General features: G+C 73.0%; 12 protein-coding genes. 3 read left to right on the plus strand and 9 right to left on the minus strand.

What is annotated here, in order from left to right; genetic code table 11:
* Positions 1-43: 43 nt before the first annotated feature.
* Positions 44-841, minus strand: a complete 798-nt coding sequence (lipB, locus tag QIY60_RS20580) for a lipoyl(octanoyl) transferase LipB (RefSeq protein ID WP_283143741.1) — start codon at positions 839-841, stop codon at positions 44-46.
* A 208-nt stretch (positions 842-1,049) separates the two neighbouring features.
* Between lipB and QIY60_RS20585 the strand changes: the two genes are divergently transcribed.
* Positions 1,050-2,519 carry a regulator gene (locus tag QIY60_RS20585; RefSeq protein ID WP_283143742.1) on the plus strand — a complete coding sequence of 490 codons (1,470 nt, stop codon included), beginning with the start codon at positions 1,050-1,052 and terminating at the stop codon, positions 2,517-2,519.
* Positions 2,520-2,679: 160 nt separating this feature from the next.
* Here the strand turns inward: QIY60_RS20585 and QIY60_RS20590 are convergent, their stop codons facing one another.
* Positions 2,680-4,044, minus strand: a complete 1,365-nt coding sequence (locus QIY60_RS20590; RefSeq protein WP_283143743.1) for an NAD(P)/FAD-dependent oxidoreductase — start codon at positions 4,042-4,044, stop codon at positions 2,680-2,682.
* 194 nt (positions 4,045-4,238) lie between these two features.
* A complete protein-coding gene (locus tag QIY60_RS20595) occupies positions 4,239-5,132 on the minus strand; it encodes a TIGR01777 family oxidoreductase (RefSeq protein WP_283143744.1) in 894 nt (297 codons plus the stop codon).
* A gap of 86 nt (positions 5,133-5,218) precedes the next feature.
* On the opposite strand from QIY60_RS20595, the gene QIY60_RS20600 reads away from it, so the two are divergent.
* The gene (locus QIY60_RS20600) at positions 5,219-5,713 is read left to right on the plus strand and encodes a GNAT family N-acetyltransferase (protein WP_283143745.1); all 495 of its coding nucleotides are present in this window, start codon (positions 5,219-5,221) and stop codon (positions 5,711-5,713) included.
* Positions 5,714-5,762: 49 nt separating this feature from the next.
* On the plus strand, positions 5,763-6,851 hold the full coding sequence (locus tag QIY60_RS20605) for a PP2C family protein-serine/threonine phosphatase (protein WP_283143746.1): 1,089 nt from the start codon (positions 5,763-5,765) through the stop codon (positions 6,849-6,851).
* 14 nt (positions 6,852-6,865) lie between these two features.
* Here QIY60_RS20605 and QIY60_RS20610 read toward each other — a convergent pair whose 3' ends face one another.
* The 6 genes from QIY60_RS20610 to lpdA form a co-directional block, all read right to left on the minus strand.
* A complete protein-coding gene (locus QIY60_RS20610) occupies positions 6,866-7,390 on the minus strand; it encodes a DUF4240 domain-containing protein (RefSeq protein WP_283143747.1) in 525 nt (174 codons plus the stop codon).
* Between the two features lie 80 nt (positions 7,391-7,470).
* Positions 7,471-8,469: a WYL domain-containing protein gene (locus QIY60_RS20615; protein ID WP_283143748.1), complete on the minus strand. Its 999-nt coding sequence runs from the start codon at positions 8,467-8,469 to the stop codon at positions 7,471-7,473.
* A 406-nt stretch (positions 8,470-8,875) separates the two neighbouring features.
* Complete coding sequence (gene aceE / locus QIY60_RS20620) at positions 8,876-11,575, minus strand: pyruvate dehydrogenase (acetyl-transferring), homodimeric type (RefSeq protein WP_283143749.1); 2,700 nt, start codon at positions 11,573-11,575, stop codon at positions 8,876-8,878.
* Positions 11,576-12,056: 481 nt separating this feature from the next.
* Positions 12,057-12,680 carry a GntR family transcriptional regulator gene (locus QIY60_RS20625; protein ID WP_101388017.1) on the minus strand — a complete coding sequence of 208 codons (624 nt, stop codon included), beginning with the start codon at positions 12,678-12,680 and terminating at the stop codon, positions 12,057-12,059.
* 107 nt (positions 12,681-12,787) lie between these two features.
* The gene (gene sucB, locus QIY60_RS20630) at positions 12,788-14,533 is read right to left on the minus strand and encodes a 2-oxoglutarate dehydrogenase, E2 component, dihydrolipoamide succinyltransferase (protein WP_283143750.1); all 1,746 of its coding nucleotides are present in this window, start codon (positions 14,531-14,533) and stop codon (positions 12,788-12,790) included.
* 54 nt (positions 14,534-14,587) lie between these two features.
* Positions 14,588-15,976, minus strand: coding sequence for a dihydrolipoyl dehydrogenase (lpdA, locus tag QIY60_RS20635; RefSeq protein WP_190088689.1), 1,389 nt, complete (start codon positions 15,974-15,976; stop codon positions 14,588-14,590).
* Between the last annotated feature and the right edge of the window lie 38 nt (positions 15,977-16,014).

Here is a 16,014-nt window from a genome sequence, read left to right on the forward strand (position 1 = left end):
TGGCCAAGGGGGCGCATTCCCGTTCCCGGTACGCCCGGGCGTACTAGGCGGTAGCGCGCTCGATCTCCCTGGGCGCCAGGTCCGCGTTCTCCAGGATGTCCTTGAGGTGCTTCTCGATCACCGGCAGGACGTCGGCGATCGTGATCTCGCGGCCCAGTTCGTACGAGAGCGAGGTCACGCCCGCGTCGCGGATGCCGCACGGCACGATCTTGTCGAACCAGGTGTTGTCCGGGTTCACGTTCAGCGCGAAGCCGTGCATCGTCACGCCCTTGGCGACGCGGATGCCGATCGCGGCGAGCTTGCGGTCCTCGCGGCGCTGGCCCGCGTTGGAGGGAGCGTACTCCGGGCCGTTCAGGCGCGGGTCGAACTCGTCGTCGGTGAGCCGGGGGTCGAAGTCGAGGGAGAGCCCGGCGGGCTTGGGGCGCTGCTCGACCGGGTCGCCGAGCACCCACACCCCGCTGCGGCCCTCGACCCGGGTGGTCTCCAGGCCGAAGTCGGCGGCCGTGCGGATCAGCGCCTCCTCCAGACGGCGCACGTGCGCCACCACGTCCACCGGGCGCGGCAGCTTCTGGATCGGGTAGCCGACCAGCTGGCCCGGGCCGTGCCAGGTGATCTTGCCGCCCCGGTCCACGTCCACGACGGGCGTGCCGTCCAGGGGGCGCTCGCTGGGGTCCGTGCGCCGGCCCGCCGTGTAGACCGGCGGGTGCTCCAGGAGCAGGCAGGTGTCCGGGATCTCGTCGGCGAACCGGGCCGCGTGCACCCGTCGCTGCTCGTCCCAGGCCTCTTGGTACTCGACCGCGTCGTCGCCGAAACCCAGTCGGACAAATCGCAGCTCGTTCACGCCCGGCTCCTCACCCAGTGCATACATGCGCCCCAGCCACTGTACGACCGCGTTCGACGGCAGCGTGCGGCGGGCAGAAACGGCACCTCCTCACACGATCGGATGAATGCGGGGCGAAGGCAGCGGTCAGGGCGGTATTGGCCGCTAAATTCCCCCCGTTCCATGAGGGCTGCCCGCTTGGCCCGGAAGGCAGGAGATCGCACAGCTGATGACGGAACGACCCCCGCAGCGCACGCCCAACCGGCAGCTCGCCGCGCTCATCGCGGAGGCCGGGTTCTCCAACGCGGGCCTCGCGCGCCGCGTGGACCAGCTCGGCCTGGAGCACGGCCTGGACCTGCGGTACGACAAGACGTCGGTGACCAGGTGGCTGCGCGGGCAGCAGCCGCGCGGCACCACGCCCGCGCTGATCGCCGAGGTGTTCACCCGGCGCCTGGGGCGCAGACTCTCGGCCCAGGACCTGGGGCTCGACGCCTGTGCGCCGGTGTACGCCGGTCTGGAGTTCGCGGCGACCCCCGAGGAGGCCGTCGACATCGTCAGCGGTCTGTGGCGCAAGGACTCCGGCAGCCACGTCGAACTGCGCAAGATCGCGTTCACCCCGGCCGGTCTCGTGGTGCCCAGCCGGGACTGGCTGATCGGGCGGGCCGACGAACGCGTCGGCCACGGCGACCCGTCCCCGCGCTTCGCGGGCGAGGCGGCCGCCGCCGGGCCGCCGCGCATCCCCAGCCAGGGCCGCCCCGGCGTGCCCCGGCAGCGCAGCGCGGACCGGGGCCCCGGACAGCGCGTGACCAGCGGCGACATCGCGGCCCTGCGCTCGGTCGGGGAGCTCTTCCGCACCCTGGACCACGCCTACGGCGGCGGCCACGCGCGCCAGGCCCTGGTGCGCTATCTGGAGCACGAGGCCGAGCCGATGCTGCGCGGCAGCTACGGCGAGGCCATCGGCCGCAGGCTCTTCGCGGCCGCTGCCGACCTCACCCGCCTCGCGGGCTGGACCTCGTACGACATCGCGGCGCACGGTCTGGCGCAGCGGTACTTCGTCCAGGCGCTGCGGCTCGCGCAGGCGGCGGGCGACCGGGCGTACGGGTCGTACGTGCTGGTCACGATGAGCCGCCAGGCCGTCTACCTCGGTCACGGCCGGGAGGCGGTGCAGCTGGCGCGGGTCGCCCAGCAGGGCGTCGGCTCCTCGGCGCCGCCGGTGGTGCAGGCGCTGCTGCACTCCGTGGAGGCGCGCGGGCACGGGGTGCTCGGCGAGATCCGGGCGTGCACGGCCTCGCTGGTGCGGGCGGAACGGGCGATGGAGGCGGCCCGGCCGGGCGACGACGTGCCGCACTGGGCGCGGTTCTTCGACGACGCGCAGCTCGCGGACGAGTTCGGCCACTGCCATCGCGACCTCCAGCAGTACCGGGCGGCCGCGCAGCACGCCGAGCGCTCCCTGCAGCTGCGCGCCCCGGCGTACGCCCGCTCGCGGCTCTTCTGCCGGGTGGTCCTGGCCTGCGCCCGGCTCGGCCTCGGTGAGCTCGACCAGGCCTGTGCGCTGGCGGCGGAGGCTGCGCAGCAGGCGAGTGAGATGCGGTCGGTTCGGGCGACGGAGTACGTGCGGGACTTCGAGCGCCGCCTGGAGCCGTACCGGGATGCGGCGGCGGTCCGGACGTATCGCGACCGGGTCGCGGCGCTCGGGTAGGTGCCCCTGACCACGCTTTCGTCTGCGGGCCGTGCTGGGTTGCTCGCGCAGTTCCCCGCACCCCTAGTGGGCGCCCCGAAGGGGCGCATTTAAGGGGCGCGGGGAACTGCGCGACCAGCCACCGGCGGTCCGCAGTCGAACCACCGCAGGCGGAAGCGGGTCAGGCCGCAGGCCTGATGGCTGAGGGTTCCGGGGACGCCGCCCGCAGGCCCAGGTCCGCCAGGATCGCGTGCGCGGCCCTGCGACCCGAGTACAGCGCCCCCTGGACCGTGCTGGTGTCCCGGTGGTCCCCGCACACGTACAGGCCCGCCAGCAGCCGCACCGGACGGCGTACGTCGTGGGGCGCGGTCATCGCCGGGACCGCCTCCGGGGTGTGCCGGACGGCGAGCAGGTCCCAGTCCGCCGTCGACGTCCCGTACAGCCGGGCCAGATGGGCCAGGACCGAGGCCTCCAGGTCCGGCGGCGGGGGGCCGAGCACGGTGGAGCTGACGAGCGCCCGGCCGTGCGGCGCGCGCGCCGGGTCGACCTCGCTCATCACCACCGTGTGCGCCACCGGGCCGCCCCCGTCCGCGTCGAGCAGCAGCGCGGGTTCGGTCAGCGGGGGCGCGGGGGCGGTGTGGTGCACCACCGTCACCGGGTGGAACGGCGGCACCCGAAGCCCGGGCAGCAACTCGGCGGCGGCGCGCGCGTCCGTGGCGAGCAGCAGCGAACGGCAGCCCAGGACGCCGTGGTCGGCGGTGGTCACGGAGGTCGTGGCGACCGAGGTGACCTTGACGCCGGTACGGACCGTGCCGGGCGGCAGCGCGGCCGCGAGCAGCTCCGGCAGCACCGAGGCGCCCCCCGACGGCACGCACAGCCGGCCGCGCGCGAAGCCGCGCAGGGCCAGGTCGGCGCACCGGCTGGAGGTGGTGAGGTCCGGGTCGCAGAGCAGTGCGGACAGCAGGGGGCGCACGAACCCGTCGAGGGTGCGGGCGGGCAGGCCGCGGGTCTGCAGGGCGGCCCCGATGGGCAGTTCGGGCCGGGCGAGCAGCCGCTCGACGGGGGTCGCGGCGAGCCGGGCGAGCGACGCGCCGAGCCGGGCCTGGTCGAGCGCGCCGCCGAGCGGGGTCGGGGCGTTGCGGGAGCCGCCCCGCGCGGAGCTTCTGGGCACGCCCCGGGGGCCTCCCCTGGGGGCGCTCGCAAGGGCGCGCGCTGCGGCGAGTGCGCCCCGCGCGCTCCGTGGCACGCCCGCCCGGTAGTGGCGGCCCGCGCTGTGGACGAGCACCCCGGGCGCGAACGCGCTCAGGGCCAGGCCGTCCAGGCCGGGCGTGCGCATCAGCTCCGGGTACGAGGTGGAGAGCAACTGGCCGATCCGGTCGAGGCGGAAGCCGTCGATGTGCTCGGTGGACATGCGCCCGCCCACCTCCCCGGCGGCCTCCAGGACCATGACCGTGACCCCCGCGCCGGTCAGCTGATGAGCCGCTGACAGGCCGGCGAGCCCGGCCCCCACGATGACGACGTCCGCCTGGTGTGCGGTGCTGAGCACGTGCCCCTCCCTGAGGTCGGCGCGGCTTGGTGGAGGCCTCATGCCCCCAACGGGCCCGCGAAATGCAGGAGTTCGGTCAGAGAGTAGAAAGCGCGGTCGATTCCGCGACTCGCGCATACGACCGAGCACGGAGGCACGCGCCCGCACGCCGTGCGCCGGTACTCCTCGTGACGGCTCCGCCCGTCGCCCCGCCGCTACCCCTTCAGCGCCGCCCCGATCGCCCCGTCGATCCCCGGAAACGCGAACCTGAAGCCCGAGTCCAGCAGACGGTGGGGGAGGACCCGTTGGCTGCCCAGGACGTCCTGGGCGAACTCGCCCAGGACCAGGCGGATCGCCGGGGCCGGGACCGGGAAGAGCGCCGGGCGGTGCAGGGCGCGGGCCATCGCCGCCGTCACCTCGCGGTTGGTGACCGGCTCCGGGGCCGTCAGGTTCACCGGGCCGGACAGCTCGGGGCGGTCGAGCAGGTGCCGCAGCGCCGCGGTGTGGTCGTGCTGGGAGATGAACGACCAGTACTGGCGCCCGCTGCCCAGCCGTCCGCCAAGACCCGCCCGGAAGATCGGGAAGAGCCTGCCCCAGGCGCCGCCTCCGCGGGCCACCACCAGACCGGTGCGCGCGAACACCGTACGGATCCCCGCCTCCTGGGCCGGGGCCGCCGCCTCCTCCCACTCCCCGCAGACCCCCGCCAGGAAGCCGTCGCCGGGCGGCGCCTCCTCGTCCACCGCGCGCGTGCCCGTATCGCCGTAGTAGCCGATCGCCGTGCCGCACAGCAGCACCTTCGGCGGCACGTCGAGCGAGGCCAGGGCCTCGGCGAGGGCGGCCGTGCCGAGCACCCGGCTGTCGCGGATCTCCTTCTTGTACGCGGCGGTCCACCGGTGGTCGCCGACCCCGGCCCCGGCCAGATGGACCACGGCCTCGCACCCGGCGAGCCCCGCCGTGTCCACGTACTGCCGCTTCGGGTCCCACTCGACCTCGTCGCCGGCCCGCGCCGGGCGCCGCACCAGCTTGACGAGGTCGTGCCCGTCCGCCCGCAGTGACTGCGCGAGCGCCGTGCCGATGAGCCCGGTCGAGCCCGTGATCGCGATCCGCATGCCGCCTTCTCCCGATGGTGGAGGGTGCCCCGCTCCGGGGCGGAAACCATGCTTCCGCACGCGTACCCCGATGGCACAGTGGCCCTATGTCCTCGCCGCACATACGCCCCGCCCGCCCCGCCGACGACGCCGCCCTCGCCGAGCTCGACCGCGACGTCTGGTCGCCGCTGCACGCCGTCCAGCCCCGGCCCGAGCCGCCGTTCGCGCCGTTCTTCGACCCCGCCAACCCGCCCTCGTACTACCTGGTGGCCGAGCTCGACGGCCGGGTGGCCGGATATCTGCGCCTGGTCCGGCCCACCCGGCTCGACTGCAACAACCACGTCCGCCAGATCCAGGGCCTCGCCGTCGCCGATGTCGCCCGGGGCCGGGGCGTCGCCCGGGCGCTGCTGCGCGCAGCCATGGAGGAGTCCCGGCGCCAGGGCGCGCGCCGGCTGACCCTGCGCGTCCTGGGCCACAACACCCCCGCCCGCAAGCTGTACGAGTCGGAGGGCTTCACCGTCGAGGGCGTCCTGCCCGAAGAGTTCCTGCTGGACGGGGAGTACGTGGACGACGTGCTGATGGGGCGCTCGCTCACCGAGTGACGTAGAACAGGAGAGAGCAGCAGAAAACCGGCGGCCGAGGAGCTTCGCCATGGTGGACGAGGGCGCGTCCGGGCTGCTGCCGGTCGCCCCCCGGCCGCTGTGGCAGCGGGCGCTCCCGGTGGCGGTCCTCGCCGGGATCACGGCCGCCCAGCTCGGCACCCCCAACGGGGTCGAGCTCGGGTACTTCCTCGCCGCCGTGCCGCCGCTCGCCGCCTTCGCCTACGGCCCGATCGGCACCGTCGTCCTGGCCAGCGTCACCTTCGTCGGCGTCCTGCTGCCGCACACCCGCGACTGGTACCCGCACCCCGGCGACATCCTCACCCTCGCGGTCGTCGTGGTCTTCAGCATCGTCGTGGCCTGGGTGCGCCAGCGCCGCGACCACCAGCTGGTGACCGTCCGCACCGTCGCCGAGGCCGCCCAGCTCGCGGTGCTGCCGCCGCTGCCGGACGCGGTGGGGCCCGTGCGCTGCGCCGGGCTCTACCAGGCCGCCCAGCGCGGCACCCTGGTCGGCGGCGACTTCTACGACGTGCGCGAGGGCCCGCACGGCGTACGGGCGGTGATCGCGGACGTCCAGGGCCACGGCCTCACGGCGGTCGGCACGGTGGCCGCGCTGCTCGGCGCCTTCCGCGAGGCGGTCCTGGACGAGCCCACGCTGTCGGCCGTCGCCGCCCGCCTCGACCGCCGCCTGGTGGTCGACGCGAGCCCGGACGGCCACGGCGAGCTGTTCGCGACCGCGCTGCTCCTGGAGTTCCCGCCGCACGAGCCCCTCGTACGGGTGGTGAGCTGCGGCCACCCCCGGCCGTTCCTGCTGCGCGGCCGCACCGCCGCCGAACTGGCCGCCGAGCCCGCACCGCCCCTCGGCCTCGGCCTCGCGGGCCTCGCGCCGCCGAGGGAGCTACGGGTGGAGCTCGCCGAGGGGGACAGGATCCTCGCGTACACGGACGGGGTGACCGAGGCGCGCGACGGGGCGGGGGTCTTCTATCCGCTGGGGGAGCGCCTGGCGGCCCTGGCCCCGCGCGACGGCCTCGCCGCGCTCACCGAGGCGGTACGCGACGACCTCGTCCGGTACGCGGGCCGGGCCAAGGACGACGTGGCGCTCCTCGCCCTGGCACCCGCGAACGGCCACCGCGCTCCTTAGACCGACGTGCCGAATCAGACCGACGTGCCGAATCGTTCCCACAGCCGGGGGAACCGTTCCGCCAGCGCGCGGTCGTCCTCGAAGTCGATCGGGGTGCCCAGCGGTTCCGAGGGCTGGGGCGAGATCCCCAGATCGGGCGCGACGGCCCCGGTGAGCTGCTCGTACGCCTCGTCCGCCGCGTAGCCGAGGTCCTCGCCGTCGCCGTCGATCTCCTCGTCGAAGTCGTCCAGGAGCTCGGCGAGGTGGTCCGGGTCGTGCAGGGCGCCCTCGAACACCTCCCGGCCCTGGCCGATGAGCCAGCAGCGGAAGTAGTCGAACGCGTCGTCGCTGGCGCCGCCGAGCAGCACGGCCGCCGCGCCCCACAGTTCCCAGGCGTACGCGCGGTTGTAGCGGGCCTCGAAGTGCCTGGCGAAGTCCAGGACGGATTCCGGGTCGAGCTGCAGCAAGCGCTCCACCAACAGCTCCGCATGGTCCTCGGGGTCGCCTTCGGCGTCCTCGCGGGTGCTGTCGATCAGCTCCCAGAATTCCGTCTCGTCCATCACGGGATCCAGCATCGTGGCTGGCGGGTGGCCGCGCACGCGGAGCCGCGCAAATCAGCCCTTCGGGCGGCCGGATCGAATCACTCGCCCTGGTGGTCCCGGCCGTAGAGCACGCCCATCGCCCGGGCCGCGTCGGCGAACCGTTCCCTCAGCCCGGCGGGTTCGAGTACCTCCACCTCCTGGCCGAGCGGCATGAGCTGGCCGAACGCCACGTCATACGACTCCACGGCCAGCGCGACGGTCACCCGGCCCCGCTCGTCGGCCTCCCCGGCCGCCTCCAGGGCCGCCAGGACCGACTCCCGGTCGTCCGTGACGTACGGCAGCCGGGCGGCCCCGGCCGCCGACACCCGTACGAGCACCGTCTCGCGGAGCATCGCCCGGGCGAACCCGGCCGCCCGCTCGGCCCAGAACCCGGGCAGATCGAAGGACTCGTCCCGTACGAAGCCCTCCTCGCCGTCGGCCACCTCGCCGAAGCGGTCGATTCGATACACCCGAAAGCCCGGGTGCTCCCCGTCGGCGCGGGCGCACACGTACCAGACCCCGGCCTTCAGGACGAGCCCGTACGGCTCCAGGCGCCGCGCCACCGACTCCCCGTCGCGGCGCCGGTAGACCACCCGCACGACCAGGTCCGCCCACACGGCTCGGGCCACGGCGGGCAGGTGCTCGGGCGTTTCGGGCTCCTGCCACCAGCCGGGCGCGTCCAGGTGGAAGCGCCGCCCGGCGCTCGCGGGCGCGTCCCGCAGCGAGGGGAGCAGGGCCGCCGACACCTTGAGGCGGGCGGCCGAGGCGGCGTCCTCCAGGCCCATCTCCCGCAGCGCGCCCGGCACCCCGGACAGGAACAGCGCGGCGGCCTCGTCCCTGTCGAGCCCGGTGAGCCGGGTGCGGTACCCCCCGATCAGCCGGTACCCGCCGGCCCGCCCCCGCTCGGCGTACACCGGCACCCCGGCCTCGGCGAGCGCCTGGGCGTCCCGGGTGACGGTCCGCTCGGAGACGTCCAGCTCGCGGGCGAGGTCGGAGGCGGACATGGAGACGCGACCTTGCAGGAGCAGGACCATCTTGATGAGCCGAGCGGCACGCATGCACCCCATGATGGCCCGGCCTTCGTCTGCGGGCCGGTGGCGGGCTGGTCGCGCAGTTCCCCGCGCCCCTTATCGGCCCGGTCTTTGTCTGCGGGCCGTCCCCAACTGGTCGCGCAGTTCCCCGCGCCCCTAAAAGCGTCGGTCGTCTGCGGGCTGTGGCCGGTTGCTCGCGCAGTTCCTCGCGCCCCTTGGGTAGTTGGCCGCAGCCGGGGAATTCAGCTCAGCCATAGTCCTTTAGGGGCGCGGGGAACTGCGCGCTCAGCCGTCCACGGTCCGCAGACAACGAACCACCTAGGGGCGCGGGGAACTGCGCGACCAGCCCCCACCGGCCCGCAGATGAACGGAAACGCCCCCGGGCGCACGGCACAGAGCCGCGCCCGGGGGCGTATACCGCGTTCCAACGGCCTTACAGGCCGTACCGCTCGCGCGCTTCCTTGACCGCCGACGCCTTGACCTCGCCGCGGCGGGCCAGCTGGGCCAGGGCCGCGACGACGATCGACTGGGCGTCGACGCCGAAGTGGCGGCGGGCCGCGTCACGGGTGTCGGAGAGGCCGAACCCGTCGGCGCCGAGCGAGGAGTAGTCCTGCTCGACCCACTGCGCGATCTGGTCCGGGACCTGGCGCATGTAGTCGCTGACCGCGAGGACCGGGCCCTCGGCACCGGCCAGCGCCCGGCGTACGTACGGCACGCGCTCCTCGCCGCGCAGCAGCGCGGCGTCCGCCTCCAGGGCGTCCCGGCGCAGCTCGGTCCAGGAGGTCGCGGACCACACGTCGGCGGCCACGCCCCACTCCTCGGCGAGCAGCTTCTGGGCCTGGAGGGTCCAGTGGATCGCGGTGCCCGAGCCGAGCAGCTGGATGCGCGCGGGGTTGGCGGCCGCCACGTTCAGCCCGGCCGACTCGGCCGTGTTGAAGCGGTAGAGGCCCTTGATGATGCCCTCGTCGATCCCGGCCGGCTTGGCGGGCTGCGGCATGGGCTCGTTGTAGACGGTGAGGTAGTAGAAGACGTTCTGGTCCTCGCCCGGAGCCGCCTCGCCGTACATCCGGCGCAGACCGTCCTTGACGATCGTGCCGATCTCGTACGCGAACGCCGGGTCGTAGGTGAGCGCCGCCGGGTTGGTCGCGGCGATCACCGGCGAGTGGCCGTCGGCGTGCTGCAGGCCCTCACCGGTCAGCGTCGTACGACCGGCGGTGGCGCCCACCAGGAAGCCGCGGCCGAGCTGGTCGCCGAGCTGCCACATCTGGTCGGCGGTGCGCTGCCAGCCGAACATCGAGTAGAAGATGTAGAACGGGATCATCGCTTCGCCGTGCGTCGCGTACGCGGACGACGCGGCGATGAAGTCGGCCATCGAACCGGCCTCGGTGATCCCCTCGTTGAGGATCTGGCCGTCCTTCGCCTCGCGGTAGTACATCAGCTGGTCGCGGTCGACCGGCTCGTACGTCTGCCCCTTCGGCGAGTAGATGCCGAGGGAGGGGAACAGCGACTCCATACCGAAGGTACGGGCCTCGTCCGGGACGATCGGGACCCAGCGCTTGCCGGTCTCCTTGTCGCGGATGAGGTCCTTGACGAGCCGGACGAACGCCATGGTGGTGGCCATGGACTGGCTGCCGGAGCCCTTGTCGAACGCGGCGAACGCCTTGTCGGCCGGGGCGGGCAGCGGGGCGAGCGCGTGCGTACGGCGGGCCGGGGCGGGACCGCCGAGGGCGGCGCGCCGCTCCTGGAGGTAGCGGACCTCGGGAGAGTCGGCGCCGGGGTGGCCGTACGGCACGACCCCGTCGACGAACTGCGCGTCCGAGATCGGCAGGTCCAGCAGATCCCGCATGTTCTTGAACTCGTCGTTCGAGAGCTTCTTCATCTGGTGGTTCGCGTTCTTGGACGCGAAGCCCTCACCGAGGGTGAAGCCCTTGACGGTCTGCGCCAGGATGACGGTCGGCGCGCCCTTGAACTCCAGGGCGGCCTTGTACGCGGCGTACACCTTGCGGGGCTCGTGACCACCGCGGGAGAGGTGGAAGCACTCGAGGATCTTGTCGTCGGTGAGCAGCTTGGCCATCTCGACGAGGGCCGGGTCCTTGCCGAAGAAGTCCTCGCGGATGTAGGCCGCGTCACGCGTCTGGTACGTCTGCACCTGCGCGTCCGGGACCTCGCGCAGCCGGCGGACCAGGGCGCCGGTGGTGTCGAGCGCGAACAGCTCGTCCCAGGCGCCGCCCCACAGCGACTTCACGACGTTCCAGCCGGCGCCGCGGAACTGGGCCTCCAGCTCCTGCACGATCTTGAAGTTGGCGCGGACGGGGCCGTCGAGGCGCTGCAGGTTGCAGTTGATGACGAAGGTGAGGTTGTCGAGGCCCTCACGCGCGGCGAGCGCGAGTGCGGCGGTCGACTCGGGCTCGTCCATCTCGCCGTCACCGAGGAAGGCCCACACGTGGGAGGCCGAGACGTCCTTGATGTTGCGGTTGGTGAGGTACCGGTTGAAGCGCGCCTGGTAGATCGCCGACAGCGGGCCGAGGCCCATCGAGACCGTCGGGAACTCCCACAGCCAGGGCAGTCGGCGCGGGTGCGGGTAGGAGGGCAGGCCGTTGCCGCCGGACTCCTGCCGGAAGTTGTCGAGGTGCGTCTCGCCCAGACGGCCGTCGAGGAAGGCGCGGGCGTAGATGCCGGGGGAGGCGTGGCCCTGGATGTACAGCTGGTCGCCGGATCCGTCGGCCTCCTTCCCCTTGAAGAAGTGGTTGAAGCCGGTCTCGTACAGCCAGGCGGCGGAGGCGAAGGTGGCGATGTGGCCGCCGACGCCGTGCTTGGAGCCGCGGGTGACCATCGCGGCGGCGTTCCACCGGTTCCACGCCGTGATCCGGCGCTCCATCTCCTCGTCGCCGTCGATGACGGGTTCGGCGGAGCTGGGGATGGTGTTGACGTAGTCCGTCTCCAGCAGCTTGGGCAGGGCCAGGCCCGCGCCCTCGGCGTGCTGGAGCGTGCGGCGCATCAGATACGCGGCCCGGTGCGGGCCGGCGGCCTTGGCGACGGCATCGAGGGAGGCCGCCCACTCGGCGGTCTCCTCGGTGTCACGGTCCGGGAGCTGGTCGAGCTCGCTCGGAGACTTGGGCGTGGGGTCGATCATGATCGCCGCCTTCCGGACAGGAGGGGGGTGGAGAAAGAGGCCTTGTCTGGCAGGACAGGGCGGTGGACCGGGTAAGTCCGCCGTCGACTGTAAGCCGACGATCGATGATCGATCAAAGCGTTGAGCGAAAAACTTCTTGATATCGAAAAAGTCGGCACAGGGTGCCGCGGATGGGGGCACGGGGTGCCTTGTTTTCGCAGGTGGGGCGGGGTACGGATGAGCGGGGGTGCCGGAGTATGAGCGGGCGGTTGGTTGGCCCGGGGGTTGTCTGCGGGCCGGTGGGGGTTGCTCGCGCAGTTCCCCGTGCCCCTAAGATGCGCCGCTCCGGGGCGCCCCCGAGGATGCCGCGCAGCGGCATTTAAGGGGCGCGGGGAACTGCGCGACCAGCCCAGCACGGTCCGCAGGTAAACAGGGGGTCCGGGGGCGCAGCCCACCACCAGGCCGCCCGCCGGAGGGCTTTCGGGAAGGGGCGGGGCGGGGGCTAAGCCCGGGGCGCGCAGCCCAGGACGTGGGACTTCACCAGCGTGCCGATCCGCGGATCGTGGCGTCGGAAGGCCTCCACCAGCTCCTGGTGCTCCTCCGCGTACGACTTCTGGACCGTGCCCAGCCAGCGGATGGACAGGGCCGTGAAGACCTCGATGCCGAGCCCCTCCCACGTGTGCAGCAGCACGCTGTTGTGCGCCGCCCGCACCAGCTCCCGATGGAACCCCACCGTGTGCCGGACCTGCGCCGTCCCGTCCGCCGCCGCATCCGCCTCGTACAGCGCCGCCACATGCGGTTCGAGCGCCGAGCAGTCGGCGGCGAGGCGGTCCGCGGCCAGCTCGGCCGCGATCTGCTCCAGGCCCGCCCGGACGGGGTAGCTCTCCTCCAGGTCGGCCGCCGTCAGGTTCCGTACGCGTACGCCCTTGTTGGGGGCCGACTCGATCAGCCGGAGGGACTCCAGCTCGCGCAGGGCCTCCCGGACGGGCGTCTGGCTCACCTGGAGCTCGACCGCGATGCGGCGCTCCACGATCCGCTCACCCGGCTTCCAGCGGCCGCTGACGATCCCCTCCACGATGTGCTCGCGGATCTGCTCGCGCAGCGAGTGGACGACGGGCGGGGTCATGAAGAGCTCCTTCGCGCGAGCGGTGACCTCTAGACAATACGGCGGCGCCCCCACCTGGAATCACTCCGGGCGGGGGCGCCTTCGTCACAGACCGTACGGCCGCGGTCCTACAGGCCGAGCTCGACCTCGAACTCGCCGGCCTCCAGGATCGCCTTGACGGCCGTCAGGTAGCGGGCCGCGTCGGCGCCGTCCACCAGACGGTGGTCGTAGGAGAGCGCCAGGTAGGTCATGTCGCGGATGCCGATGACCGTGCCCTCGGCGGTCTCGATGACCGCCGGGCGCTTGACGGTGGCGCCGATGCCCAGGATCGCGACCTGGTTCGGCGGCACGATGACCGTGTCGAACAGCGCACCGCGCGAGCCGGTGTTGCTGATCGTGAAGGTCGCGCCGGACAGCTCGTCCGGGGTGATCTTGTTGGCGCGGACCTTGCCGGCCAGCTCGGCGGTCGCCTTGGAGATGCCGGCGAGGTTCAGACCGCCCGCACCCTTGATGACCGGCGTCATCAGACCCTTCTCGGAGTCCACGGCGATGCCGATGTTCTCCGAGTCGAAGTACGTGATGGTGCCCTCGTCCTCGTTGATCCGGGCGTTGATGACCGGGTGGGCCTTCAGCGCCTGGGCCGCCGCCTTCACGAAGAACGGCATCGGGGACAGCTTGACGCCCTCACGGGCGGCGAAGGAGTCCTTGGCGGCAGCACGCAGCTTCATCAGCTTGGTGATGTCCACCTCGACGACGGTGGTGAGCTGCGCCTGCGAGTGCAGGGCCTTCATCATGTTGTCGCCGATGACCTTGCGCATCCGGGTCATCTTGACCGTCTGGCCGCGCAGCGGGGACGCCTCCAGGGAGGGGGCGGCCTTCGCGGCGGGCGCGGCGGCGGCGACCGGCGCCACAGCGGCGGCCTTCGCGGCCTCGGCCGCGGCGATGACGTCCTGCTTGCGGATGCGGCCGCCGACGCCGGTGCCCTTGACCGCGCCCAGGTCCACACCGGACTCGGAGGCGAGCTTGCGGACCAGCGGCGTGACGTACGCGCCGTCGTCGCCGGAGGTGGCGACCGGGGCCGGGGCCGGGGTCACCGGGGCCGGGGCGGCGACCGGCGCGGGCGCCGGGGCGGCGGGCGCGGCCGGGGCGGCCACGGGGGCGGCCGGAGCCGGAGCCGGGGCGGGCGCCGGAGCGGCCACCGGGGCCGGAGCCGCGACCGGAGCCGGGGCGGCCGGGGCGGCAGCGGCGGCGGGCGCGGCACCCGCGGCGCCGATGACGGCCAGCTTGGCGCCGACCTCGGCGGTCTCGTCCTCGCCGACCACGATCTCCAGGAGCACACCGGCGACCGGGGCGGGGATCTCGGTGTCGACCTTGTCGGTGGAGACCTCGAGGAGCGGCTCGTCCTCGGCCACCTCTTCGCCGACCTGCTTCAGCCAGCGGGTGACGGTGCCCTCGGTGACGGACTCGCCGAGGGCGGGCAGCGTCACGTCGGTGCCGGCGGCGCCGGCCGGAGCGGCAGCCGGGGCCGGGGCCTCGGCGACCGGCGCCGGGGCGGCCGGAGCCTCGGCCACGGGGGCCGGGGCGGGAGCGGCGGCGGGCTCGGCGGCCGGAGCCGCGGCGGCGGCCGGAGCGCCCGAGCCGTCGTCGATGATCGCCAGCTCGGCGCCGACCTCGACGGTCTCGTCCTCGGCCACCTTGATGGAGGCCAGGATGCCGGAGGCGGGGGCCGGGATCTCGGTGTCGACCTTGTCGGTCGAGACCTCGAGCAACGGCTCGTCGGCCTCGACGCGCTCGCCCTCGGCCTTCAGCCAGCGGGTGACGGTGCCCTCGGTGACGCTCTCGCCGAGCGCCGGAAGGGTTACGGAAACCGACATGGTTTCAGTTTCTCCTTACAGATTTGCGGAAGTGGTCGTCGCGCCCGAGGGCAATCAGTCGTGGGAGTGCAGCGGCTTGCCGGCCAGCGCCAGGTGCGCCTCGCCGAGGGCCTCGTTCTGCGTCGGGTGCGCGTGGATGAGCTGCGCGACCTCGGCCGGCAGAGCCTCCCAGTTGTAGATCAGCTGGGCTTCGCCGACCTGCTCGCCCATACGGTCACCGACCATGTGGACGCCGACCACGGCACCGTCCTTGACCTGGACGAGCTTGATCTCGCCCGCGGTCTTGAGGATCTTGCTCTTGCCGTTGCCCGCGAGGTTGTACTTCAGAGCGACGACCTTGTCCGCACCGTAGATCTCCTTGGCCTTGGCCTCGGAGATGCCGACGGAGGCGACCTCGGGGTGGCAGTACGTCACGCGCGGCACACCGTCGTAGTCGATCGGGACGGTCTTGAGACCGGCCAGACGCTCCGCCACCAGGATGCCCTCGGCGAAGCCGACGTGCGCGAGCTGGAGGGTCGGGACGAGGTCACCGACGGCCGAGATGGTCGGCACGTTGGTGCGCATGTACTCGTCGACGAGGACGTAGCCGCGGTCCATCGCGACGCCCTGCTCCTCGTAACCGAGGCCCTGCGAGACCGGGCCGCGGCCGATGGCGACGAGGAGGACCTCGGCCTCGAACTCCTTGCCGTCGGCCAGCGTGACCTTGACACCGTTCTGGGTGTACTCGGCCTTCTGGAAGAAGGTGCCCAGGTTGAACTTGATGCCGCGCTTGCGGAACGCGCGCTCGAGGAGCTTCGAGGAGTTCTCGTCCTCGGCCGGGACGAGGTGCTTGAGGCCCTCGACGACGGTGACGTCGGTGCCGAAGGACTTCCACGCCGAGGCGAACTCGACGCCGATGACGCCGCCGCCCAGGATGATCGCGGACTGCGGGACCCGGTCCAGGGTCAGCGCGTGGTCCGAGGAGATGATGCGGTTGCCGTCGATCTCCAGGCCCGGCAGCGACTTCGGCACGGAGCCGGTCGCCAGGAGGACGTGGCGGCCCTGGACGCGCTGCCCGTTGACGTCGACCGAGGTGGGCGACGACAGGCGGCCCTCACCCTCGATGTACGTCACCTTGCGGGAGGCGACCAGGCCCTGGAGGCCCTTGTAGAGGCCCGAGATCACGTCGTCCTTGTACTTGTGGACGGCCGCGATGTCGATGCCCTCGAAGGTGGCCTTGACACCGAACTGCTCGGCCTCGCGCGCCTGGTCGGCGATCTCGCCGGCGTGCAGCAGGGCCTTGGTGGGGATGCAGCCGTTGTGCAGGCAGGTGCCGCCGAGCTTGTTCTTCTCGATCAGTGCGACGTCCAGGCCCAGCTGCGCTCCGCGCAGGGCCGCGGCGTAGCCGCCACTGCCACCGCCGAGGATCACTAGGTCGAAAACGGTGCTGGCGTCGTTCGCCACGTCACGTCCTCCATGCATGTGCGCCGGGCGCCGGTCCC

This window comes from Streptomyces sp. BPTC-684, assembly GCF_030028635.1.
Classification (GTDB): Bacteria; Actinomycetota; Actinomycetes; order Streptomycetales; family Streptomycetaceae; genus Streptomyces; species Streptomyces noboritoensis.

What these genes read in the sequence shown, in the direction of transcription:
- QIY60_RS20600 (WP_283143745.1), top strand. Translation starts at nt 5,219, where the DNA reads ATGTCCTCGCCGCACATACGCCCCGCCCGCCCCGCCGACGACGCCGCC.
- QIY60_RS20610 (WP_283143747.1), bottom strand. Translation starts at nt 7,390, where the DNA reads ATGGACGAGACGGAATTCTGGGAGCTGATCGACAGCACCCGCGAGGAC.
- QIY60_RS20595 (WP_283143744.1), bottom strand. Translation starts at nt 5,132, where the DNA reads ATGCGGATCGCGATCACGGGCTCGACCGGGCTCATCGGCACGGCGCTC.
- QIY60_RS20625 (WP_101388017.1), bottom strand. Translation starts at nt 12,680, where the DNA reads ATGACCCCGCCCGTCGTCCACTCGCTGCGCGAGCAGATCCGCGAGCAC.
- aceE (WP_283143749.1), bottom strand. Translation starts at nt 11,575, where the DNA reads ATGATCGACCCCACGCCCAAGTCTCCGAGCGAGCTCGACCAGCTCCCG.
- QIY60_RS20585 (WP_283143742.1), top strand. Translation starts at nt 1,050, where the DNA reads ATGACGGAACGACCCCCGCAGCGCACGCCCAACCGGCAGCTCGCCGCG.
- QIY60_RS20615 (WP_283143748.1), bottom strand. Translation starts at nt 8,469, where the DNA reads ATGCGTGCCGCTCGGCTCATCAAGATGGTCCTGCTCCTGCAAGGTCGC.
- QIY60_RS20605 (WP_283143746.1), top strand. Translation starts at nt 5,763, where the DNA reads ATGGTGGACGAGGGCGCGTCCGGGCTGCTGCCGGTCGCCCCCCGGCCG.
- sucB (WP_283143750.1), bottom strand. Translation starts at nt 14,533, where the DNA reads ATGTCGGTTTCCGTAACCCTTCCGGCGCTCGGCGAGAGCGTCACCGAG.